This is a genomic window from Streptosporangium sp. NPDC049248 (genome assembly GCF_040678965.1).
Taxonomy (GTDB): Bacteria; Actinomycetota; Actinomycetes; order Streptosporangiales; family Streptosporangiaceae; genus Streptosporangium; species Streptosporangium fukuiense.
Genome location: NZ_JBFAQY010000008.1, coordinates 196342 through 216862, shown reverse-complemented (window position 1 = coordinate 216862; position 20521 = coordinate 196342). Strand labels below are relative to the sequence as shown.

The following is a 20521-nucleotide window of genomic DNA, read 5'->3' as shown; positions in this document are numbered from 1 at the left end:
CACCGGGTCAACCCGGCAATCTTCCCCCGAGTGGCATACGAGATGTGTAAAACACGCGTCAACCGAAGGGATTGACCCACGAGAGCAGGCGACTCGCACCTCGGCCGAGCCTCGTCCAGAGATCCGGAACATGCTCGTGCGGTAGGGCCGCGACAGCCGTGTCGACCATGTCGGCCGGCGCGTCCGCGAAGACTGTATAGACATGCCCCCCACTCGCCCAGATCATCTCCTGCCCAACCGGGCCTCGAATCCAGATCGTATGCCCGCTGCGCCGTTCCGCATGCCAACCCTGGAGATGATCCTCATCAAGCACTCCGGGCTGCACAAAAACCGACACAACTGATAACCCATCTGAATACCCCAAATATAAGTATCCAGCGGGGGCTCTTCGCGCGGCGAACAACTCCAGGCGGCCCGGCAGGGCACGGGGAATACGCCAGCCCGCGGCCAGCAGGCGGGGCATCTCCACGAGGTCGAGGCCCCCGGTGGCCAGCGGCGGCACCGTGGGCACCGCCCCCTTGGCCACCGGGTCGAGGGCCAGATCGACGAAGGCTCCGACGTTGACGACCCGGCCCCTCGCGTCCATGAGCTCGCGGCGCAGCACCGGCCCGGCGGCCTTGTCGATCCAGTAGCGGGCGGCGACCGTGCCGTCCCCGCGCAGCACGTTCACCAGACGGGCGGGGCGCCCGCAGGCGTGCCCCTCCCCGGCGGCCACCACCCGGTAGTTCCGGGCCAGCACCTCGAGCATCGTCTCCGACGGGCTGGACATGCCCCCGGCGGGGGTGCCTGGATCGGCGCTCCGCACGGAGCCCGAGGGCTCGGCATGCACCGTCATCCCCTTTCCGGGGACGTTGCGCACCTCCAGCACCGCGGAGGTGGAGCCGGAGGCCCCCCATACCGTGACGTACTGGGTGCCTGAGTATCCACGGGCCCGGCCCGCGACCGCCGCCTCACGGAGCAGGTGCAGGCCGGTGTCCTCGTTCTCCGCCTCGTCCGGCGGTATGGCGTGCGAGGTCCTGACCGCGTGTGCCGTACCGCCCGTCACCAGCCCCAGCAACATGACAGCCACCAGGATGATCGTGGCGGGCAGCCGGATCACGGAGTGGGTGAGAAGGTGGGCGTCGCCGATCCGCCGTAGGGTGCCGTGTTCCTGTGCTGGTTGGCGAACATGTCGACCGGCGGCACGACACGCGGATTGGGGTCGGCCCCGCCTACCACGAACAGTGTGCCGATCGCCACGGCCGCCGAGGCGACACCCACCGCGACGTAACCCGCTCTCCGGGTGCGGCGAGGTCCTTGGGCCCGGCTCCTGGGACGGTTGTCCGGGGGAGCGACGCTGTACATGCTCGGAATAGGTGCTCCGCCGAAGGTGCGCGAGGCCGGAAAGGGGCGCTCACGCGGGGGCAACGGGCCGCCGGGCTCCGCCATCCGCAGCAGGGACATCGTCAGGTCGGTCGGCATCGCGGGCCCGTCGAGGGACCGCAACCGGCTCTTCAGCGCTCGCACGGCGTCGACCTCGGCCCGGCAGTCGGCGCAGAAGGCCAGATGCGACAGGGCCCGGTCGCGCTCGTGGTGATTCAGCTCACCGTCCACCAGTGCGGAAACACGCTCTCCTAGATGACTCATGCGCACTCCTTGCCAAGTGGCTCGTCGTGACATTCGTCATGACTGTGATTTCTCATGCGAATTCCTCCCCGTGAGTAACGCTCGGGGGGAATAGATCGTTCCGCGGCGCGCGATGCTCAAGCGCCTCACGCAACTGCGCCCGTCCACGGTGGATCCGGCTCCGAACCGTGCCGAGCTTCACACCCAGCGTCGCCGCGATCTCCTCGTAGGACAGCCCCTCGATGTCACACAGAACGACGGCCGCGCGGAACTCGGGCGCGAGCGCGTCGAGTGCCGCCTGGATGTCGGGCTCCAGATGGGTGTCGTCGTACACCTGTGCGGGAGAAGGCTCGCGCCCGCGCAGCCGCTCGGCGGCGTCGTCGGCGAGCCCCTCGAACCTGATGCGCTGCTTGCGCCGCGCCATGTCGAGGAACAGGTTGGTGGTGATGCGGTGCAGCCAGCCCTCGAAAGTGCCTGGCGTGTAGTTCGACAAGGACCTGAAGACCCGGACGAAGACCTCCTGTGTGAGATCTTCCGCATCGTGCACGTTGCCGGTCAGCCGATAGGCCAGCCGATACACTCGTGCCGAGTGCGCCCGGACCACCTCCTCCCAGGTAGGAGGCGTCCAATCAGACACTGGAGCTTCTGCCTGGTGGTCAGGCTCGTCCACCAGCACTCCTCTCTCCGGGACCACCGCTATCGCCATAGTGCCTGGTTTCGTCCCTTCGTGCGCACTGACTACCTTCAGGACCGGCAAAGGCCGCTTAAACCGTGCAACGCACCGGGGACGACATGAGTTCCCGATCGGGCCTGCCTCCCTTAGGCTGCGACCCAGCGCCTATATGACTGTGTACGGAGAAAGCGGGAGGAGAGGCCGATGGCAGAGACGCCGACAAGTCCGTTGGAGGCCACTCTGGCCTATGCCGATGACTTCCACAGGGAGGACGACATCCTGCTGGCCGCGCGCATGCGCGGAGCCGAGGTGGGAGCGCCCCCGATCCGGCCCGGCGGCGGCGCCGCTCTCTGCTTCCTCGCCACCGCCATCAACGCCCGTGCCGTCGTGGAGATCGGCACCGGCTGCGGGGTGTCAGGCCTGTGGCTGCTCCGCGGCATGCGCCAGGACGGCACGCTCACCAGCGTGGACGTGGAACCGGAGCACCAGCGACTGGCCAGGCAGAGCTTCGCCCAGGCCGGATTCTCCGGGGGCCGGACCCGCCTGATCACCGGCCGCGCCCTCGACGTGCTCCCCCGGCTGTCCGACGGCGGCTACGACCTGGTCTTCTGCGACGGCGCCATGCACGAGTACGCCGACTACCTGGCCGAGTCCGTCCGGTTGCTCCGGATCGGCGGCATCGTCGTCTTCGACAACGCCCTCTGGGGCAACCGGGTGGCCGACCCCGTACAGCGGGACCCCGACACGGTCTCCATCAGGGAGCTCGGCAAGCTCGTCCGCTCCGACGAGCGGCTCCGCCCGCTGATGATGCCTCTCGGAGACGGCATCCTGGCGGCCGTCAAGCTCTCCGACTGACGGCCGCCACCCGGCCGGGGGCGGGACGACGACACCGTCCCGCCCGCCGCGCGATCACCGCTCCTGGAGCCCCGCCAGCCATTCGAGCAGCAGGCGCACGCCGTATCCGGTGGCTCCCTTGCTGAAGAGCCCCTCGTCCGCGCCGCTACGGCCGACGCCGGCGATGTCCAGGTGTGCCCAGGGCCGCCCGCCGGTGAACTCGCGCAGGAACAGCGCCGCGGTGACGGAACCCGCGCCGTAGGTCGATCCGGCCTCGATGTTGGTCAGGTCGGCCACCGACGAGTCGAGCGCGGGAAGGTAGTCCTCGATCAGCGGCATCCGCCAGAGCCGCTCCCCACTGGCCTCCCCCGCCTCGACCAGCGCGCCGGCCAGCGCGTCCTCGGAGGTGAAGACCGCGCCGAGATTCTTGCCCAGGGCCACACTGATCGCCCCGGTCAGCGTGGCGACGTCGACCACGACGTCCGGGTCCAGCTCCGCGTCGGCGTAGGCCAGCGCGTCGGCCAGCACCAGGCGGCCCTCGGCGTCGGTGTTGAGCACCTCCACGGTCCGGCCGCCGTACTGTGTGATCACGTCCGAGGGGCGCTGGGCCGAACCGGAGAAGGAGTTCTCGGCGGCGGCGACCAGGCCGGTGACCCGGATCGGCACGCCGAGCGAGGCCAGCGCGCCCAGGACCGCGATGACCACCGCTCCGCCGGCCATGTCGGTCTTCATGAACACCATGCCGGCGGTCGGCTTGAGCGACAGGCCGCCGGTGTCGTACGTGATGCCCTTGCCGACCAGGACCACGTGGCGCGTCGCGCCCTCGGGCCGGTAGGAGAGCTGGATCAGCCGGGGCGGGTTCACCGACCCCTTCCCGACGGCGAGGATGCCGCCGAAGCCGCCGGCGCGCAGCTCCCGCTCGTCCCACACCCGCACGGCGACGCCCTGCTCGGCGGCGCGCTCGGCGAGCCAGGCCGGTGACTTCACCGAGGACGGGGTGTTGGCCAGGTCCCTGGCGAGCGCGACGGCCCCGGCGATCACCTCCGCGCCTGCGACCTCCGCCTCGACCTCGTCTCCGACGAATTCGAGCGTCGTCACGGGGGACTTCGCCTCGCCGACCCTGAAGGTGTACGTGGCCAGCAGCGCGCCCTCCACGAAGGCCGCCACCGGCCCGCCGGGCAGCACGATCCTGACGGCGTCCTTGCCCTTACCGCGCCGCGCCACCGCCGCACCGGCCTTGCGCAGGGCCGTCGCCGACCCGTCCCCGACTCCGTAGAGGAGCACCCGGCCCACGGCGTCGCCGTTCGCGACGGGGACCTCGACGATCTCACCCGCCTCGCCCTTGGCCTGGTAGTGGGCGAGCAACGCGGCCACGGGCACCGGCAACTCGATCTCGGGCGCGAGATCCTCGGCGAAGGGGACGGCGAGCAACTCGGCGTCCTCCCCGACGATCAGCCCTTGGGCATAGGGCACGCGGGGTAGGAGCAGACAGGGGGAGATGGGCATGGATGACTCCAGTCGTCAGGCCCGGCAGGAGAGAGAAGCCGGGGAGAACACCGCGGCCCTGGCGCGAGCCGCCGCAAGGCGGTCCGACGGCCAGGGCCGTGTTCATCGTCGGTCGCGCGGGCCATCGCAGGTGTCATGCTCCCCGAGCAAGCTCAAATAGGGCCCGGCTCCGCCACTTTGTCTTAGATCGGTATCAACCGACGATCTTCTTCAGTTCCTCACCAAGAGCACTTGCCTCGTCCGCGGAGAGCTCAACGACGAGACGGCCGCCCCCCTCCAGAGGAACCCGCATGACGATCCCCCTGCCTTCCTTGACGACCTCCAGCGGACCATCACCGGTCCTCGGCTTCATAGCCGCCATGCGTGTATCCCTTCCTGCTTCGGGCTCCGGATCTCCGACTGACCCGAGGGTGGCCGACGCATTCACGTCTTCTGTGATGTCCTATTATCCCGCCTCCGCACGGAGAATGGGAACGATCAGTCTCAGCGTCGGCTCATCCGGCGATCAAGACCGTTGTCCGAGACCCCCCGGACGGCCAAACTTGTCCTCGTGAACGCCCGCGCCGCGCTCTTCGATCTGTACGGGGACCACCTCGGATCCCGAGGCGGCCATGCGTCCGTGGCCGCCCTCGTCCGCCTGCTCGCCCCGCTGGACATCGCCGCTCCGGCCGTGCGCACCGCCATCTCGCGGATGGTACGGCAAGGCTGGCTGGCGCCCGCCCGGTTGCCCGGAGGCCCCGGCTACGAGGTCACCCCCAAGTGCGTGCACCGCCTCGACGAAGCCGCGCTGAGAATTTACCGAGTTGGGACGATCACCTGGGACGGCCGATGGCACATCCTGGTGCTGGAGCCCGTGCGCGAGCGGTCCAGAAGGGAGCGCCTCCGGGCCGAGCTCTCCTTCATCGGGTACGCGCCCCTGTCCGAGACCACCTGGATCGGGCTCCGGCCCTCCTCCGAGCTGGAGGCGATCCTCAGCCGCGAGGGCGTCGGCGCCGAACGGTTCGACGCGGTGCTCGACGGCGACCCCGCGGCACTGGCCGCCAGGACATGGGACCTGGACGGCATCGGCGCCGCCTACCGGAGATGGCTGGCCCAGGCGACGGACCTGATCGGCGAGCTGCCCGGCGACGCGAGCGACGCCCGGGTGTTCGCCGTCCGCAGCAGGCTGCTGCACGGCTGGCGCAACTTCCTGTTCCACGACCCCGGGCTCCCGGCCGAGCTCCTGCCGGAAGGCTGGCCGGGGGAGCAGGCCAGAATCTACTTCGAACACGAGGCCGGACGGCTGCTCCCAGCCGCCGCCGCCTTCGTCGACCGCCACCTCGGCGAGCCGTAGCACGCGGAGCCGAGAAGCCCGAAGGAGCCCTTGTTGAACGACGTTCTCTACTCCGTCGACGACGCCGTCGCCACCATCGTCATCAACCGGCCGGAGGCGATGAACTCGCTGACCTCCCGGGCGAAGACCGCCCTGCTTGAGGCGGTGACCGCGGCGTCGCAGGAGCGTGCCGTGCGGGCGGTGCTGCTGACCGGGACGGGGCGGGCGTTCTGTGCCGGCCAGGACCTGGGCGAGCACGCCGCGAACCTGGAGGCCGGCCGGGGCCTGGACAACACGGTACGTACGCAGTACAACCCGATCGTCCGCACGATCACCGAGATGGACAAGCCGGTCGTCGCGGCGGTGAACGGCGTCGCCGCGGGCGCGGGCGCCGCACTGGCCTTCGCCTGCGACCTGCGAATCGCCTCGGAGAAGGCCAGATTCGCGATGGCCTTCTCCGGCATCGCCCTGGCCCCGGACTCGGGTGCCTCCTGGACCCTGCAGCGCCTGGTCGGAGCGGGCCGCGCTGCGGAGCTGCTACTGCTCGGCGAGCCCGTCGGCTCGGCCCGCGCGCTCGAACTCGGGATCGTCTCCCAGGTCGTCCCCGCCGACGAACTGGACACCGCCGCCCACGCACTGGCAGTACGGCTGGCACAGGGGCCCACGAGCGCCTACACGGCCACCAAGCGCGCCCTGCGGTTCGCCTCGACCAGTTCGCTGGCCGAGGCCCTGGAGCTGGAAGCCGACCTCCAGGACGCCTGCGCCGGGACCGACGACCACCTGAACGCGACCCGCGCCTTCCTCGCCAAGGAGCGCCCGGTCTTCCAGGGCCGCTGACGGCCTGCCGGCGGTTTCCGCCGGGAACCCGGCCCGGCCGCCGCGTACCCGCTCCCTGCCGCGCGGGCGGCGGGGCGTCCGCGCACGGCTCCCCCTCGCCCGCGGGAGGGAGACCGTCAGGCCCGGCGTGTCCAGCAGTCGGCCAGGTGGTCGTTGACGAGGCCGATGGCCTGCATCAGCGCGTAGGCGGTGGTCGGGCCGACGAAACGGAAACCGTGTGACTTGAGCTCCTTGGCCAGCGCCTTGGAGCCGGGGGTCTGGGCGGGCAGGTCCGCCGGGGTCTTCGGGACCGGCGAGCCGGGGTCCGCGTGACTCCAGACAAGGTCGGACAGGCCGATGCCGAGCGCGGCCCTCGCGTTGGCGATCGTCGCCTCGATCTTGGCCCGGTTCCTGACGATGCCCGCGTCGGCGAGCAGGCGTTCGACGTCCTGCTCGCCGAAGGCGGCCACGGCCGGGATGGAGAACCCCTCGAAGGCGGCACGGAAGTTCTCCCGCTTGCGCAGGATGGTGATCCAGGACAGGCCGGACTGGAACGCCTCCAGCGTGATCCGCTCGAACACCCGGTCGTCGCCGGTGACCGGGCGGCCCCACTCCTCGTCGTGGTAGGCGATGTAGTCGGGGGCCGCGCTCACCCACCCGCAGCGCACGAGCTCCACGGGTGCCGCGGGCACCACGGGTCGCGAGGTCTCGGTCAACGGGACTCCTCCTTCTTGTCCGTCCCCGGCCGCTCACCGAGGTGGACGCCGACGGCGTCGGAGGACGGCTCCGGCGAAACCCCGGAAGGGGACGAGGAGTCCGGCACCCGGGACGGCTCGGACGGCGAGGAGACCCGCGACGCGCCAGGCGGCTCCTCCGCCACGGAACTCCCATCCGCCACGGAGGGCCCGCCGGCCTCCTGCGGCCCGTGCCCGCCCCGTGGAACGGCCGGTGACCCGCCGGAATCCCCCTCGTCGTGCACGAGGTCCGGCACGAGGTCCGGCACGGGCTCGGCCGGGTCGGGAAGCCGGGGCGGCACCTCGCGCTCGGTGAGCGAAACGGCGGACGAGCCGTCGGCACGCTCCTTGTCCGCCGCGGGCCTGCCGTGGCCGGAGAGCTCGTACGGCGCCTCAAGCTCGCGCAGGGTGGCGGGCAGGCCGCCTTTGAGCTCGTGGCGGGCCTGGAGCCGGCCGGCGAGCAGCTCGGCCACCCGCTGCTCCAGCACGGCGATCCTGGTGTCACGCTCGCTCAGGGCTCCGGCGACCCGGTTCAGCGCCTCGTCCACGCTCTGGGTGTGATAGCCGACGAGGCTCACCGGGAGCTGGAGCGCCATGAAGTCGACGGCACCGAGCTGGCCGCCCTTGGGCAGGTCCAGCGGAGGCACGTCGGGGGCGAACTCGCTCAGCTCACCCCCTCGGCCCATGGCGACCACCGTGACACTGGCGACGACGGCTACGGCAGCGAGGGCTAATACGACCAGCACATACGAATCGTGCCACAACTCCGCTGACCTAGGATCGGGTCGTGACTCCTCCGCTCCCTGAAGAGAGCAGCCTCCCGCCCGCCTCCGCCGAGGCGGGCGACGACCGGGCCCCGGCCTCTCCGAGCGGGCGGACCGGGACGGTCCCCCTCGTGCTCGGCCCCGGCGATCCTGGCGAACCCGGCTGGGTCGAGGCCCACTCGATCGGGGAGGTCGAGGAGCTCGTCCGCGCCGGGCACACCGTGGTCGTCACCCCCGCCAGGCTGGCCGCCGGCGGGCAGGCCGGGAAGGCCGGAGACGAGAGGGACGCCGAGGCCGCGGAACTCACCGCGGCCTCGATCTGCGCCTGGGCGGGTGCCCGCGTGTTCCGTACGGATCGCCGGGAACAGGTGCGGCTCGCGGTCGAGATGACCGACTCCCTCGCCGGGCGACGTCCACCCGCGCTAACCCGCCGTGGCCTCGCCTAGTTCCTCGGCACTCGGTTCCAGGTGCCTGGTCGACTTCTCCAGCAGCCGGAACGCCTCGTCGACCGTGGCGGTCCAGGAGATGGCGTCGAAGACGTTCGGCCGGGTGAAGCCCGCCTCCTGCATGCCCTCGACCAGGTCCCGCAGCGGCCGGTAGATGCCCCACGGGTCGAGGACCACCAGGGGCTTGTCGTGCAGGCCCAGCGTGCGGGACGTCCAGATCTCGAACAGCTCCTCCAGCGTTCCGATGCCGCCCGGCAACACCAGGAAGGCGTCGGAGCGGGCGTCCATGACCCCCTTGCGCTCGCGCATGTCGCCGGTGATCACCAACTCGTCGGCGTGCTCGTCCGCGAGCTCGATGTCCACCAGTGACTGGGGGATCACGCCCACGGTGCGGGCGCCCCCCGCACGGGCCGCTCGGGCGATCGCGCCCATGCAGGAGACCCTGGCCCCTCCGCTCACCAGGTCGTGCCCGCGCCTGGCGAGCTCCGCGCCGACCTCCTCGGCCAGCTCCTGGTACTTCTTGTCGATTCTCTGACTAGACGCGAGGAATACACATATGAACACGCCCCGACCTTATTCGGCTTCGCCGACCGGGGTCATGGGCTTCTCCGCCCGTCCCTGGTGCGGTCGGCCCTGGTGCGGTCGGCCTCCACGATGATCCGGACCGCCTCGTCCACGTCGTCGGTGACGTGGATGAGATCCGCGTCCCGGGCGGAGATCTTGCCGGTCCGCGCGAGGGTGTTCCTGATCCAGCCGATCAGGTCGCCCCAGAACTCGGTGCCCATCAGCACCACGGGGAAGGAGGTGACCTTCCCCGTCTGGACCAGGGTGAGCGCCTCGAACAGCTCGTCCAGGGTGCCGAACCCGCCGGGCAGCGTGATGAAGCCGCAGGAGTACTTCACGAACATGGTCTTGCGCACGAAGAAGTAGCGGAACTCGATGCCGAGGTCGACGTACTCGTTCATGCTCTGCTCGAAGGGCAGCTCGATGCCCAGGCCGACCGAGACACCGCCGGACTCCGCCGCCCCCTTGTTGGCGGCCTCCATGCAGCCGGGGCCGCCACCGGTGATCACGGCGTAGCCCGCCTCGGAGAGCCTCTTGCCCAGCTCGATCCCCATCTCGTACTCGGGGCTGCCCGCGGGGGTACGCGCGGATCCGAACACGGTCACCGCCTGGGGCAGCTCGGCGAGCTGGCCGAAGCCCTCCACGAACTCGGCCTGGATCCGCATCACCCGCCAGGGGTCCATGTGCAGCCAGTCGGCCGGCCCTCTCCTGTCGAGAAGCCGCTGATCGTAGGTGGAGTCGGAGACGAGGTCACCGCGGACCACCGCGGCTCCCTGGCGGCGTTCAGGACGTGTTTTCCTCATGCGGGACACCGTAGTGCCGCCCCGGAAAAATCTTGAAAAATCTCCATGAAAACATGGAACCGAATTTTGACGGGAGCGCGTCTAACTGCCGAGGGTGCTGCTCGGGACTGAAAGTGGCTTTCCCCGCCAAATGGCCGGCGAGGAAAGCCACTTTCATTTGCGCCGCACATCGCTCCGGCCCCTCACGGGGTAACCGCCCACGTCAGGGTGGAGTGGATCACACTCGCCGGATGCCCCACCCCACCGTGAACGGCACGCCCGGCCGGGTGGGCCCGGCCTTTCACGACAGCCAGCCGAGCATTCCGCGCTCGCAGTCGGCGATCTTCTTCAGTGAGACGAACTCCCCCTGCTGGTGCGCCATATTCGGGTCTCCGGGGCCGTAGTTGACGGCGGGCACCCCGAGACCGGCGAAGAGCGAGACGTCGGTCCAGCCGAGCTTGGCCCTCGGCGTTCCGCCCACGGCGTCGACGAAGGCCGCCGCCACCGGATGGGTCAGGCCGGGCCGCGCGGCGGCCGCGCCGTCGGTGAAGCGGACCTCGTACCCCTCGAACACCTCGCTCACGTGGGCCTGCGCCTCCTCCAGCGACAGGTCGGGGGCGAAACGGTAGTTCACCGTCACCACGCACTCGTCCGGGATCACGTTGCCCGCGACGCCACCGCCGATGCCCACCGCGTTCAGGCCCTCGTGGTACTCCAGCCCGTCGACGACGGGCAGCCTCGCCTCGTAGGCGTTCAGGATCGCGAGCACCGGCTGGGCGGCGTGGATCGCGTTGACCCCGAACCAGGACCTGGCGCTGTGCGCCCGCTTGCCCCGGGTGACGATCTGGGCCCTGAGCGTGCCCTGGCAGCCGCCCTCGATCGCGCCGTCGGTGGGTTCCATGAGCACCGCGAAGTCCCCCGCGAGCCAGTCGGGGTGCCTGCGGCTGAGCCTGAGCAGGCCGTTGCGCTCGGCCTCGATCTCCTCGCAGTCGTAGAAGACGTAGGTCACGTCCCTGCTGGGTTCCGGGAGGGCCGCTGCCAGCTTCAGGGCGACCGCGACGCCGGACTTCATGTCCGAGGTGCCGCAGCCGTAGAGCAGGTCGCCCTCGACCCGGCTGGGCAGGTTGCCGGCGACGGGGACGGTGTCCAGGTGCCCGGCGATCACCACCCGCTCACCGCGGCCCAGCCGGGTACGGGCCACGACCGACTCGCCGTCGCGCTCGACCGTCAGATGCGGGAGAAGCCGGAGGGCCTCCTCCACGGCGTCGGCCAGTGCCTTCTCGTCACCGCTGACCGACTCGACGTCCACGATCCGGGCGGTGAGCTCCCCGACATCCTGGGTGAGATCCAGACGCGTACTCATGCCCGCGACCCTAGTGCCCGCGCGGGAACCGGACGAGCCCGCCCCCGCCGCCCCGTCCGCGTCCGTACGGCATCCGGTCGAGTCCGGCGTGGGGCCGGGCGCCCCCCTGTCGAGCAGGCCGCCTATCCGTGTCCGTGCAGCATCCGGTCGAGTTCGACCTCGCCGGGCCTGCGGCCCTCCTCCAGGCGCTCTAGCACCAGTACGCAGCGCAGGCCGAAGGTGCCACCGGGAAACTCGCGCCGCCGGGTCCCCCCTGCCACCACACACCAGTCCGGGACGCGGCCGCGGCCGAGTTCCTCCCCCGTCCGCACATCGATCACAGGGGTCGAGCCCGACAGGATCGTCCCGGCGCCGACCACGGCGCCCCGGCCCACCCGGGCCCCCTCGGCGATCACCGCACGGTGGCCGATCAGCGCGCCGTCCTCGACGACCGCGGGTGCGGTCCCCGGCGGCTCTCCCCCGGCGCCGGAGCCCTCCTCGCCGTCCTGGCCGCCCGCCGCTCCGACGCCGGCCCCGCCGGCCAGGTGGACGTTCTTGCCGATCTGGGCGCACGAACCGACCGAGACCCAGGTGTCCACGGTGCTGCCCTCGTCCAGGTGGGCGCCGATGTCGACGAACGAGGGCATCAGCACCACGCCTCGCGCCAGGTAGGCGCCCCAGCGGGCGATCGCCCCCGGCACGACGCGTACCCCGTCGACGGAGGTCTTCAGCGGAAGGCGATCATGGTGATGGAAGTCACCCACCTGGGACCTGGCCATGCCGAGCACCCGGAAGGCGAGCTTGACGGCCCGCCGGGCGCGCTCGTCCACGACCACCTCGCCGCTGGGGGAGACCTCCGCCACCCGGGCCTTTCCGCCGTCGAGCATGTCCACCGCGCTCACCACGACGGCGCGGGCCTCGGTGTCCGCGGGGCTCAGCTCGGCCCGGCGCCGCCACAGCTCGTCGACGGCCGCGGGCAACGGGCTGGCATCGCTCTGGATCATGGCCTGGAGCCTAGTGTTCACAGCGTTATCACAGGCTGAGCAATCGCGGGGACCGGTAGGTTCTTGACCGTGCGAGGGCGCTTCTCAAAAGGGGTTATCGCGATCATCGCGATCGTGGTCGTGCTCGTGGTGGCCATCACCGCGGGTCTGTTCACCCTGCTCAAACGGGCGAAACCGTTCGTCGACCTCGGCGAGGGGTGCAGGATCACGACTCCGGAGGGCTCGCTGGACCTGGACATCGCGCAGGCCCAGGTGGCGGCGTCCATCGCGGCCGTGGCGGCCCGCAGGAAGCTGCCCGAGCGGGCCGCCGTGATCGCCTACGCCACCGCCATCCAGGAGTCGAAGCTGGAGAACCTGAGGGGCGGCGACCGCGACTCGGTCGGCGTGTTCCAGCAGCGGCCCTCCCAGGGGTGGGGAAAGCCCAGCCAGCTCATCGATCCCGTCTACGCCTCGGAGAAGTTCTTCGCCGCGCTGGTGAAGGTGAAGGGATACCGGAAGCTGCCGCTCCACGAGGCGGCCCAGGCGGTGCAGCGCTCGGCCGACGGGTCGGCGTACGCCCAGCACGAGGAGGACGGGAAGATCCTCGCCGCGGCGTTCACCGGACGCGTCCCCAGGGCCGTGCACTGCTGGTTCCCCGTTCCCTCGGGTCCCTCGGGCAAGAGCCCGAGCCCCGACACGGGTGCGGCGAAGCGCGAGCTCACCAGGGCACTCGGGGCCGCGTTCGAGGCCCCGTCGCGCAGGCGCGGCTGGCTGGTGGCCGGCTGGTCGATCGCCCACGCCAAGGAGTTCGGGCTGACCAGGATCCGCTACGACGGCCAGTCGTGGGTCTCCGCGAACGGCCACGACGGCTGGCGGGCCGACCCCAAGGTGCCCGCGGGGAAGGTCGAGATATCGCAGTCAACGACCCCTTCCTGAAGGAGGGGGCTTGAGGCGCGGTAACGCGCTTGACCAGCCCCGCGTCGACCGGCCCTGGCCATCAGCGTTGTGATACACGAGGTCGCGGACCCACCGGCGGGTGCTTCCTCAGCCCGCCGCCCTGGAGGTCGAGCCCGCCCCCTGGGTCTCAGCCCTTCTTCTCGATCCTGATCGTGCCGGGGGCCAGGTGCTGGGCGTGCGAGGCTCTCCAGCGCCGGCCCTGCAGGCGTTCGAAGCTGAGCAGGCGGCCGTCGGCCGCCCGGTAGTCGGCGAAGTCGAGCAGGCCCCGCTCGGGCATCGAGGTGACGCCCTCACCGCGGAAGGCCGCGGTGCCACGGTCGATGGGAAGGAAGTCGACCCCCTCGACGCTCAGGGTGGTCTTGGCGGGGATCATGCCCTCGGTGGGCACCTGCGTCCACAGCAGCACCTCCAGGTGCGGCGGCTCGCCGGTCGCCAGGCCGTCGTGCATCTGGATCGAGAGCCACTGGTAGCGGCGGGTGCCGTCGTCGAGGAGGTACTCGGTCCACTGGGTGCCCTGCCACGACAGGTACAGGGCGCCGAGAACGCGGCTGCGCACCCCCTGGCATTCGATCGTGTCGCCGACCTTGATCGTACGGGGGTCGGGATAGTCGATGCCGACATGGCCCATGGCCGGTTGGGGCGGCTGCGCGGCCCCAACCGAGGAGGAGAGGGGTGTCTCGCCGGGAGGCTCGGGGTCGTCGGCCCCCCTGTCCTGACGCGTCGTCGCGAAGAACGCGCCGAGCAACAGGACAAGGGTGACCACACTCAGACCGAGTATCACGGCGACCTCGGGGGTCATGCCGCGCGATCCTACTGGAGGCGGCGCACAGCCGCACTGATGCGTTCGTCACCGGCCGTCACGGCGACCCTGATGTGCCTCTCGCCCGCGGTCCCGTAGAAGTCGCCCGGAGCGACCAGGATCCCGTTGTCGGCCAGCGCGCGAACCTGCTCCCAGCAGCCCGTCCCGTTGGACGCCCACAGGTACAGACCCGCCGTGGAGTGCTCGATCTTCCAGCCGGCCGCCTCCAGGGCGGGCCGGAGCGCCGCGCGGCGGGCGGCGTAGCGGGCCCGTTGCTCCTCGGCGTGCTCGTCGTCGTCCAGGGCGACGGCCATCGCCGCCTGGACCGGCGCGGGCATCATCATGCCGGCGTGCTTGCGTATCTCCAGCAGCCGCTTGATCAGCGCGGGGTCGCCGGCGACGAACCCGGCGCGGTAGCCGGCCAGGTTGGAGCGCTTGGACAGCGAGTGCACCGCCAGCAGGCCCTCGTGCGAGCCGCCGCAGACGTCCGGGTGCAGGATCGAGACCGGCTGCTCCTCCCAGCCCAGCTCGATGTAGCACTCGTCGGAGGCCACGACCGCGCCGTGCTCGCGCGCCCACGAGACGACCTTGCGCAGGTGCTCGGCGGGCAGGACCCTACCCGTCGGATTGGACGGGGAGTTGACCCAGACCAGCGGCACCCGCTCGGGCCCGAGCGCGAGCAGCCCGTCGGCGGCGTACGGCTCGGCGCCCGCGAGGCGGGCTCCCACGTCGTAGGTGGGGTAGGCCAGCTCGGGGAAGATCACTCGTTGTCCCGGCCCGACGCCGAGCAGTGTCGGCAGCCAGGCCACCAGTTCCTTGGAACCGATCAGCGGCAGCACGTTCGCCTGGTCGAGGACCACTCCGTGCCTGCGCCGCAGCCATCCGGCCGCGGCCGAGCGAAGGCGCTCGGAACCGTAGGTCTGCGGGTATCCGGGGCTGTCCGAGGCGTCCGCGAGCGCCTGGCGCACGATGGCGGGCACCGGATCGACGGGGGTGCCCACCGAAAGGTCGACGATCCCGTCGGGGTGCGACGCCGCCAGTTCCTTCAGCGGCGTGAGCCGGTCCCACGGAAAGTCCGGCAGGCCGATCATCGGAGCCTCGCGGACACGTTCGGGTTCTCTGACCGGTTGGAAGTGGCGCTCACTTGATTCAGCCGTCGTCTCTCGCTCTGTCGGATCTGCCGGTGGCACGCACCGGAGGAGCGATCTCGCACCCCTCCGGCACCGGACCCCGTCCTTTGGATCTTTCACCCACCGCGGCCGGTCAGACGGCACCTCGCCGTGTCGTCGTCGGTCGCCGCGGCACGCCGCGGCGACCTCCTTCGCTCCGCGAGGCGGCGGCCGGCCGATCCTCGCCACGGCAAGATCCGCCGGACAGGACCTAGTGGCTCTCGGCCTGCGGGGGCAGAGCCTCGACGACCGGGTGGTCCTTCTCGATCTTGCCGACCTTGGAGGCGCCGCCGGGCGACCCCAGGTCCTCGAAGAAGTCCACGTTCGCCTTGTAGAATTCCTTCCACTGCTCGGGAAGGTCGTCCTCGTAGAAGATGGCCTCCACCGGACAGACGGGTTCGCACGCGCCGCAGTCGACGCATTCGTCGGGGTGGATGTAGAGCATCCGTCCCCCCTCGTAGATGCAATCGACAGGGCACTCCTCGATGCATGCCTTGTCCAGGACGTCCACGCAAGGCTGCGCGATGACGTAGGTCACCTCGGGCTCCTTCTTCTTTACGCACCTAGGCACGACTTCGACCGCGGGTTGCTTAGCCCTAGTATTGCCGGGCCCGCCACGTGTCTGAAACGGGAGGGGGCAAAAGTCGATGGCCCTTGGTTTCGGTGCTCACCTGAATATCACCATAACCCCCTCTGACGTGGGCAAAAGAGTCACCACGCGGAGACGGGTTCCCGAGGGATTCCGGGACGCGGTGGGCGAGTTGGAGTTCTGGCGGGACGGCGTGCTCGGCGTGCGCAAACGGGACGGCACGCTGGTCGAGATCGGCGAGGAGACACTCGCCGCGGCGAAGGTGGTCCAGGAGTCGCGTCCCCCGCGCGCGTGAGGCGCCCGCCGGGGCGTTCGGGTAAGCCGCTCGCCAAGACACGTATAAACCGTCCGGTGGGAAGGGCCGCGCCTGCTCGACCGGAGGAACGACAGCGGAGAGCATTCTCTCCGTGACCGTACGTACCAGCGCCGCAGCCGCCGTGATCCTCACGGCCACGATCGCCGGATGTGGCGCCCCGGCTCCTCAGAACATCCAACTTCCGCCGGTCAACACCCAGGCCGCCTCCATGAAGGAGGGCTTCTCCACGATGGAACGCCTCGTCGAGGCGGCCAAGAAGGAGGGGACCCTCACGGTGATCGCGCTACCGCGCGACTGGGTGAACTACGGCGAGATCATCGACACCTTCGCCGAGGAGTACGGGATCAAGGTCGACCAGTTGGAGCCCGACGCGAACAGCGCCAGGGAGATCGCGGCCATTCCCGCGCTCAAACCCGACGTGTTCGACCTGAGCGTGGACGTCGCCGTGTCCAAGTCCGACCTCTTCGCCCCGTACCGGGTCCAGGGCTGGCAGGACATCCCCGACCATCTCAAGGATCACCGGGGCACCTGGTACGCCGGGTACGGCGGCTACATGTCCATCGGCTACGACCCGAGCAAGGTCGCGGCCCCCGCCTCCTTCTCCGACCTGCTGAAGCCCGGTCACAGCGTCTCGCTGCCCGGCGACCCCCGGGAGGTCTCGGCGGCCTTCAACGGGGTGATGGCCGTCTCGCTCAGGGGCGGCGAGGCGAGGGCGGAGCGGGGCGTCGAGTTCTTCCACCGCCTCAAGGGCGCGGGCAACCTCGCGGCGACCCCCAAGGCGGCCTCGGTCATCGTCGACTGGGACTACCACAACGCCGAGCGGGCGGCCGGCGGCAAGGACTGGAAGGTCGCGATTCCCGGCGACGCCGTGCTCGGCTCGTACTACGTCCAGGCCATCAACAAGCAGGCCCCGCACCCCGCCGCCGCCCGGCTCTGGCAGGAGTTCCTGTTCTCGGACAGGGGCCAGAACCTCTTCCTGAAGGGCTACGCCCGCCCGGTCAGGATGGAGGCCCTCCAGATGCGCGGCACCCTGGACGACGAACTCGCGGCCAAGCTCCCCGCCACCAGCGGCAAACCCGTGATCCTCACCGTCTCGGAGATCGACAGGGCCAGAGCCTACCTTCAGCGCGAGTGGGCCAGAAAGGTGAGATGAGGGTGGGGCTGATGAGACTGATATGTCGTGACTTCCCAGAGGCTCTAAAGTGTCTGGAGAGTACCGATAAGAGACCCTGGCGTCTCAGAATGTGAGCTGATCGTCTTGCGATACGACGCGCCTAGCTTGACGAGGTGGAATGCTCGCGCCTATGACAGCAGCTTTGGGTACGTTTCAGCACATGGCGCCCCCCTGGTCGAGCTACTCGACCCGCAGCCGGGCGAGCGCATCGTGGATCTCGGCTGCGGCACGGGGACGCTGACCGCCGAGATCACCTCCAGGGGCGCGCACGTCCTGGGGATCGACGGATCGCAGGCGATGATCGAAAAAGCCCTGGCGCAGTACCCGGGGCTGGACTTCATAGTCGCCGACGGCCGCGACTTCACGGTGGCCCAGCCCTACGACGCGGTCTTCTCCAACGCGGCCCTGCACTGGATGGGCCAGGAGCCGGACGCGGTGATCACCAGTGTCCGCGAGGCCCTCGCACCCGGCGGACGGTTCGTGGCCGAGATGGGCGGCGCGGGCAACTGCGCCGCGCTGACGGCGGCGCTGTCCACCGCCTGGCGGGAGTACGGGCTCCGTGAGCCCGGCCTGCCGTGGTACTTCCCCACCCCCGCCGAATACGCCACAAGGCTGGAGAAGGGCGGCTTCACGGTCCGCTTACTGGAATACTTCGATCGGCCGACCCCGCTCGACGAGTGCCCCAACGGGGCGGCCGACTGGGTGCGGATGTTCGCCGGTTCGCTGCTCCAGGAAGTGCCGGTGGAGATGGTCGACTCGCTGCTGCACCGGGTGAACGAGCTGGCCGCCCCCGCCCTCCGGCGGGAGACCGGCTGGATGGCCGACTACGTGCGACTGCGGTTCGCGGCTGTACGCCGCTGAACCGACCCGATGCGCCGTAGCGATTTGCCAGACTATGGTCTGTTCCATGAGTCTCGTTCCCCGGCCACACGGAGTGTCTCGGGCGGCTTAAGGGGCTGGTGAAGGGAACGGATGAACTTCTGTCTGAGTGACCTCGTGCCGCCGCTACGCTGGAGCGACGCGGCCACGGTCCCACTTCTGCGCGACCAGCCGGATCTGCCGGACGCCTGGTGGCGGAGCCTGCCGATGGCCCGCGTGCTCGCCGTGCTGCCTCCTGAGCGGCTGGCGGAGATCCTCACCGTGCTCGCCCTGAACCACTGGCCTGCCGCTACCGTGGGCGACGTGCTGCCCGCACTGCACGTCCTGGACCCGGACGAGGCCGACGAGCCCTGTACGGCCATAGCCCTCGACCGCGCGGGATCCTGGCCGGGCCTCCTCGCGCTGACCGGCCACGACCTGCGCGACCAGCCGTTCATCCAGCCGGTCCCGCTGCTGCACGCCCTCTTCACCGCGGTCTTCGCACGCCTGGCGACCCCGCTCCCGGCGACTTCGGCTCCGATGTCTCCGGCCGCTTCCGTCCAGGCGGCTCCGGTTCCGGTGGCTCCGGTCCAGGCGCCCGGCGCGCGGAGCGAACCGGCCCCGGACGAGTCCGATGCCATACCGAATGAGTCTGGAGCCGACCCCGCGCCGGAGACCGGGCCGGGCGTCGTGGCGGAGTCCCCCGCGGAACCCGCCGCCGAACCCGCTTCGGAGCCCGCTTCGGGGCCCACTGCCGAAAGCGCTGCCGAGAGCGCGGAGAGCTCCGTGCCGGAAGCCCTGCCGGTGCCCGAGGCACGTCGTGCGGCGGAGGCTGAGGCTGAGGCTGAGCCCGCCGCCGTCCCCGGGTCGCTCTTCCAGCCGGCTCCGGCGAGGAACGATCCGCCCGTGACCGAGCCGGAGGCTCAGGCCGCCGCGCCCGGCGCCGTGTCCGAAGAGGTCCGGGAGTCCTCCGCCGAGAGCGTGCCCGAGGCCGAGGCGGCCGCCGCCCCGGTCGGGGCGATCGCCGAGACCGGCGACGACCCCGTACCCGCCGCCGCCCCGGATGCGGCGAGCGCCTCCGAGCCGGAGGAGGCCGCGCGGAGCCCGCGGGCCGGGCAGCCCGCGGAGAGCCTGCACGCACTGGTGGACGGTGTCTTCGCCAACGCGGAGGACAAGCGCTGGGCGGTGGCGCAGAACAGGCTGTTCAGCGACACCCCGGCGAGCGCCGAGGCGCTGGCCAAGCTCTTCGCGGTACGGCCGGAGGTCATCTTCGGCATCGAGGTCGACCTGCGCCGGGAACTCGGGGAGTGGATCGCCTCCGACGAGGCCGCCCCGTACCGGGAGCACCTGGAGGAGATGAGAAGGGTGCTCGGCAGGGCGGCGCCCAAGGAGCGGCTGATCAACGCCGCCGAGTGGCACACCCTGGAGCTGCACTCTCTCGACATCCCGGCCTGGCAGTTCGTGCTGGCCACACTCCCCGGTTACCACCTGGTCGACGAGTGGCTGGTGGAGGGCGACATCACCGAACTCCGCCATCGCACCCGCGACATGCTCAGCGACGCCCAGCCGCCGCTGACCATCAACAAGGCCCTCGACATGGTCTCCTCGCTGGGCATCCACCCCGAGGTGTCCAAGGAGTGGCTGGAGAACGTTCCGCAGCTCCGCATCCTCGGCGCGGGCGAACGGCCTCCCCATCGCCCGAGCGGCGCCCCGGCCCTGATCGCGGAGAAGCCGCCCGGCGCGCCTCGGGAGAACGGGGAGCCGGCGAAGGCCCCCTTCCGCCCGCTGAAGGACGTCTCGCTGACCAGGCGCTGCTTCCGCCAGCCCGACGGCCGCTGGTGGCTCCGGATCGACGTCACCTCCGACCACCTGCGGGGCGCCGAGTGCCCGTTGCCCAGCGGGTTCGCCGCCTACCTCGGGATGTCACCCGGTGAGGGCCGCACGGTCAGCAGCGCGGTCGGCGATCTGGTCCTCAGCTGGCATGACAGGCCCGTACTCGAGTCGCTCAGAACGCTCCTGGAGGACGTGGGGGCCAAGGAGGGCAGTCACCTGTTCCTCACCCTCTCCGACGAGGGCGTCCTGCGGGCCAGGCACCTGCCCTCCGCCGGGGGCGAGGGGGAGGCGACGGCCCAGGCGCTGAGACTCGTCGGCTACACCGCCTCGGGCGGCACCCCGGAACAGGCCGGGCGGGTCATCGCCACCCGGGTCGGCATGACGGGCCCCGTGGGCATACCCGACCTTCTCATCCGGCTGCGAGAACGCGGGGACCGCGATCTCCTGTCACTGTTGGCCTAGCTC

The 20521-nt window shown here is 70.6% G+C and carries 23 protein-coding genes; 9 read left to right on the top strand and 14 right to left on the bottom strand.

Features of this window, described 5'->3' with window-relative positions:
* Positions 1 to 58: 58 nt before the first annotated feature.
* The 3 genes from AB0K21_RS17835 to sigE are packed head-to-tail and all read right to left on the bottom strand — an operon-like array spanning position 59 to position 2311.
* A complete protein-coding gene (locus tag AB0K21_RS17835; protein ID WP_364151236.1) occupies positions 59 to 1060 on the bottom strand; it encodes a sigma-E factor regulatory protein RseB domain-containing protein in 1002 nt (333 codons plus the stop codon).
* A 35-nt stretch (positions 1061 to 1095) separates the two neighbouring features.
* The gene (locus AB0K21_RS17830; RefSeq protein WP_343976310.1) at positions 1096 to 1626 is read right to left on the bottom strand and encodes a zf-HC2 domain-containing protein; all 531 of its coding nucleotides are present in this window, start codon (positions 1624 to 1626) and stop codon (positions 1096 to 1098) included.
* 52 nt (positions 1627 to 1678) lie between these two features.
* Positions 1679 to 2311, bottom strand: coding sequence for an RNA polymerase sigma factor SigE (gene sigE / locus AB0K21_RS17825; protein WP_364151089.1), 633 nt, complete (start codon positions 2309 to 2311; stop codon positions 1679 to 1681).
* 171 nt (positions 2312 to 2482) lie between these two features.
* Between sigE and AB0K21_RS17820 the strand changes: the two genes are divergently transcribed.
* Positions 2483 to 3133 carry an O-methyltransferase gene (locus AB0K21_RS17820; protein ID WP_343976304.1) on the top strand — a complete coding sequence of 217 codons (651 nt, stop codon included), beginning with the start codon at positions 2483 to 2485 and terminating at the stop codon, positions 3131 to 3133.
* 54 nt (positions 3134 to 3187) lie between these two features.
* Here the strand turns inward: AB0K21_RS17820 and AB0K21_RS17815 are convergent, their stop codons facing one another.
* Together AB0K21_RS17815 and AB0K21_RS17810 are read right to left on the bottom strand one after the other, a co-directional pair.
* A complete protein-coding gene (locus tag AB0K21_RS17815; protein WP_343976302.1) occupies positions 3188 to 4618 on the bottom strand; it encodes a leucyl aminopeptidase in 1431 nt (476 codons plus the stop codon).
* A gap of 193 nt (positions 4619 to 4811) precedes the next feature.
* Positions 4812 to 4979, bottom strand: a complete 168-nt coding sequence (locus AB0K21_RS17810) for a DUF3117 domain-containing protein (protein WP_084195322.1) — start codon at positions 4977 to 4979, stop codon at positions 4812 to 4814.
* A gap of 189 nt (positions 4980 to 5168) precedes the next feature.
* Between AB0K21_RS17810 and AB0K21_RS17805 the strand changes: the two genes are divergently transcribed.
* Both AB0K21_RS17805 and AB0K21_RS17800 read left to right on the top strand, forming a co-directional pair.
* Positions 5169 to 5951 carry a PaaX family transcriptional regulator C-terminal domain-containing protein gene (locus tag AB0K21_RS17805; RefSeq protein ID WP_343976293.1) on the top strand — a complete coding sequence of 261 codons (783 nt, stop codon included), beginning with the start codon at positions 5169 to 5171 and terminating at the stop codon, positions 5949 to 5951.
* 33 nt (positions 5952 to 5984) lie between these two features.
* Positions 5985 to 6767 carry an enoyl-CoA hydratase-related protein gene (locus AB0K21_RS17800; RefSeq protein ID WP_343976290.1) on the top strand — a complete coding sequence of 261 codons (783 nt, stop codon included), beginning with the start codon at positions 5985 to 5987 and terminating at the stop codon, positions 6765 to 6767.
* A 116-nt stretch (positions 6768 to 6883) separates the two neighbouring features.
* On the opposite strand, the gene AB0K21_RS17795 is transcribed toward AB0K21_RS17800, so the two are convergent.
* Together AB0K21_RS17795 and AB0K21_RS17790 are read right to left on the bottom strand one after the other, a co-directional pair.
* Positions 6884 to 7462 (bottom strand): DNA-3-methyladenine glycosylase I, encoded by a 579-nt coding sequence (locus AB0K21_RS17795; protein WP_364151084.1) that lies wholly within the window; start codon positions 7460 to 7462, stop codon positions 6884 to 6886.
* Entirely contained in the window at positions 7459 to 8226 is a 768-nt protein-coding gene (locus tag AB0K21_RS17790; RefSeq protein WP_364151081.1) for a hypothetical protein, read from the bottom strand. Before AB0K21_RS17790 ends, AB0K21_RS17795 begins: the two co-directional genes overlap by 4 nt.
* A gap of 41 nt (positions 8227 to 8267) precedes the next feature.
* On the opposite strand from AB0K21_RS17790, the gene AB0K21_RS17785 reads away from it, so the two are divergent.
* Positions 8268 to 8690 (top strand): hypothetical protein, encoded by a 423-nt coding sequence (locus tag AB0K21_RS17785; RefSeq protein ID WP_343976281.1) that lies wholly within the window; start codon positions 8268 to 8270, stop codon positions 8688 to 8690.
* On the opposite strand, the gene AB0K21_RS17780 is transcribed toward AB0K21_RS17785, so the two are convergent.
* The 4 genes from AB0K21_RS17780 to AB0K21_RS17765 form a co-directional block, all read right to left on the bottom strand.
* Positions 8667 to 9254, bottom strand: a complete 588-nt coding sequence (locus tag AB0K21_RS17780; protein ID WP_343976278.1) for a TIGR00730 family Rossman fold protein — start codon at positions 9252 to 9254, stop codon at positions 8667 to 8669. The two genes, AB0K21_RS17785 and AB0K21_RS17780, sit on opposite strands and share 24 nt — an antisense overlap.
* Before the next feature lie 32 nt (positions 9255 to 9286).
* Complete coding sequence (locus tag AB0K21_RS17775) at positions 9287 to 10057, bottom strand: TIGR00730 family Rossman fold protein (protein ID WP_343976275.1); 771 nt, start codon at positions 10055 to 10057, stop codon at positions 9287 to 9289.
* A 280-nt stretch (positions 10058 to 10337) separates the two neighbouring features.
* Complete coding sequence (dapE, locus tag AB0K21_RS17770) at positions 10338 to 11399, bottom strand: succinyl-diaminopimelate desuccinylase (protein ID WP_364151076.1); 1062 nt, start codon at positions 11397 to 11399, stop codon at positions 10338 to 10340.
* Between the two features lie 122 nt (positions 11400 to 11521).
* Positions 11522 to 12382 carry a 2,3,4,5-tetrahydropyridine-2,6-dicarboxylate N-succinyltransferase gene (locus AB0K21_RS17765; protein ID WP_364151073.1) on the bottom strand — a complete coding sequence of 287 codons (861 nt, stop codon included), beginning with the start codon at positions 12380 to 12382 and terminating at the stop codon, positions 11522 to 11524.
* Positions 12383 to 12496: 114 nt separating this feature from the next.
* Here AB0K21_RS17765 and AB0K21_RS17760 point away from each other — a divergent pair, with 114 nt between their 5' ends.
* Complete coding sequence (locus tag AB0K21_RS17760; RefSeq protein ID WP_343976266.1) at positions 12497 to 13297, top strand: hypothetical protein; 801 nt, start codon at positions 12497 to 12499, stop codon at positions 13295 to 13297.
* Between the two features lie 148 nt (positions 13298 to 13445).
* Here AB0K21_RS17760 and AB0K21_RS17755 read toward each other — a convergent pair whose 3' ends face one another.
* From AB0K21_RS17755 to fdxA, 3 genes are all read right to left on the bottom strand, one after another.
* Positions 13446 to 14117 (bottom strand): DUF4178 domain-containing protein, encoded by a 672-nt coding sequence (locus tag AB0K21_RS17755; protein ID WP_343976263.1) that lies wholly within the window; start codon positions 14115 to 14117, stop codon positions 13446 to 13448.
* Between the two features lie 11 nt (positions 14118 to 14128).
* A complete protein-coding gene (gene dapC, locus AB0K21_RS17750) occupies positions 14129 to 15208 on the bottom strand; it encodes a succinyldiaminopimelate transaminase (RefSeq protein ID WP_343976260.1) in 1080 nt (359 codons plus the stop codon).
* A 289-nt stretch (positions 15209 to 15497) separates the two neighbouring features.
* The gene (gene fdxA / locus AB0K21_RS17745) at positions 15498 to 15824 is read right to left on the bottom strand and encodes a ferredoxin (RefSeq protein ID WP_030910647.1); all 327 of its coding nucleotides are present in this window, start codon (positions 15822 to 15824) and stop codon (positions 15498 to 15500) included.
* A gap of 160 nt (positions 15825 to 15984) precedes the next feature.
* Between fdxA and AB0K21_RS17740 the strand changes: the two genes are divergently transcribed.
* From AB0K21_RS17740 to AB0K21_RS17725, 4 genes are all read left to right on the top strand, one after another.
* On the top strand, positions 15985 to 16170 hold the full coding sequence (locus tag AB0K21_RS17740) for a hypothetical protein (protein ID WP_343976253.1): 186 nt from the start codon (positions 15985 to 15987) through the stop codon (positions 16168 to 16170).
* Between the two features lie 112 nt (positions 16171 to 16282).
* Positions 16283 to 17344 (top strand): extracellular solute-binding protein, encoded by a 1062-nt coding sequence (locus tag AB0K21_RS17735; protein WP_343976250.1) that lies wholly within the window; start codon positions 16283 to 16285, stop codon positions 17342 to 17344.
* Between the two features lie 126 nt (positions 17345 to 17470).
* Positions 17471 to 18226, top strand: coding sequence for a methyltransferase domain-containing protein (locus AB0K21_RS17730; RefSeq protein WP_364151067.1), 756 nt, complete (start codon positions 17471 to 17473; stop codon positions 18224 to 18226).
* A 111-nt stretch (positions 18227 to 18337) separates the two neighbouring features.
* A complete protein-coding gene (locus AB0K21_RS17725; protein WP_364151064.1) occupies positions 18338 to 20518 on the top strand; it encodes a hypothetical protein in 2181 nt (726 codons plus the stop codon).
* Positions 20519 to 20521 lie beyond the last annotated feature (3 nt).

Excerpts from the sequence above, each read along its gene's own strand:
- AB0K21_RS17835 (WP_364151236.1), bottom strand. The coding sequence starts at position 1,060 with ATGTTGCTGGGGCTGGTGACGGGCGGTACGGCACACGCGGTCAGGACC.
- AB0K21_RS17830 (WP_343976310.1), bottom strand. The coding sequence starts at position 1,626 with ATGAGTCATCTAGGAGAGCGTGTTTCCGCACTGGTGGACGGTGAGCTG.
- sigE (WP_364151089.1), bottom strand. The coding sequence starts at position 2,311 with ATGGCGATAGCGGTGGTCCCGGAGAGAGGAGTGCTGGTGGACGAGCCT.
- AB0K21_RS17820 (WP_343976304.1), top strand. The coding sequence starts at position 2,483 with ATGGCAGAGACGCCGACAAGTCCGTTGGAGGCCACTCTGGCCTATGCC.
- AB0K21_RS17815 (WP_343976302.1), bottom strand. The coding sequence starts at position 4,618 with ATGCCCATCTCCCCCTGTCTGCTCCTACCCCGCGTGCCCTATGCCCAA.
- AB0K21_RS17810 (WP_084195322.1), bottom strand. The coding sequence starts at position 4,979 with ATGGCGGCTATGAAGCCGAGGACCGGTGATGGTCCGCTGGAGGTCGTC.
- AB0K21_RS17775 (WP_343976275.1), bottom strand. The coding sequence starts at position 10,057 with ATGAGGAAAACACGTCCTGAACGCCGCCAGGGAGCCGCGGTGGTCCGC.
- dapE (WP_364151076.1), bottom strand. The coding sequence starts at position 11,399 with ATGAGTACGCGTCTGGATCTCACCCAGGATGTCGGGGAGCTCACCGCC.
- AB0K21_RS17765 (WP_364151073.1), bottom strand. The coding sequence starts at position 12,382 with ATGATCCAGAGCGATGCCAGCCCGTTGCCCGCGGCCGTCGACGAGCTG.
- AB0K21_RS17755 (WP_343976263.1), bottom strand. The coding sequence starts at position 14,117 with ATGACCCCCGAGGTCGCCGTGATACTCGGTCTGAGTGTGGTCACCCTT.
- dapC (WP_343976260.1), bottom strand. The coding sequence starts at position 15,208 with ATGATCGGCCTGCCGGACTTTCCGTGGGACCGGCTCACGCCGCTGAAG.
- AB0K21_RS17725 (WP_364151064.1), top strand. The coding sequence starts at position 18,338 with ATGAACTTCTGTCTGAGTGACCTCGTGCCGCCGCTACGCTGGAGCGAC.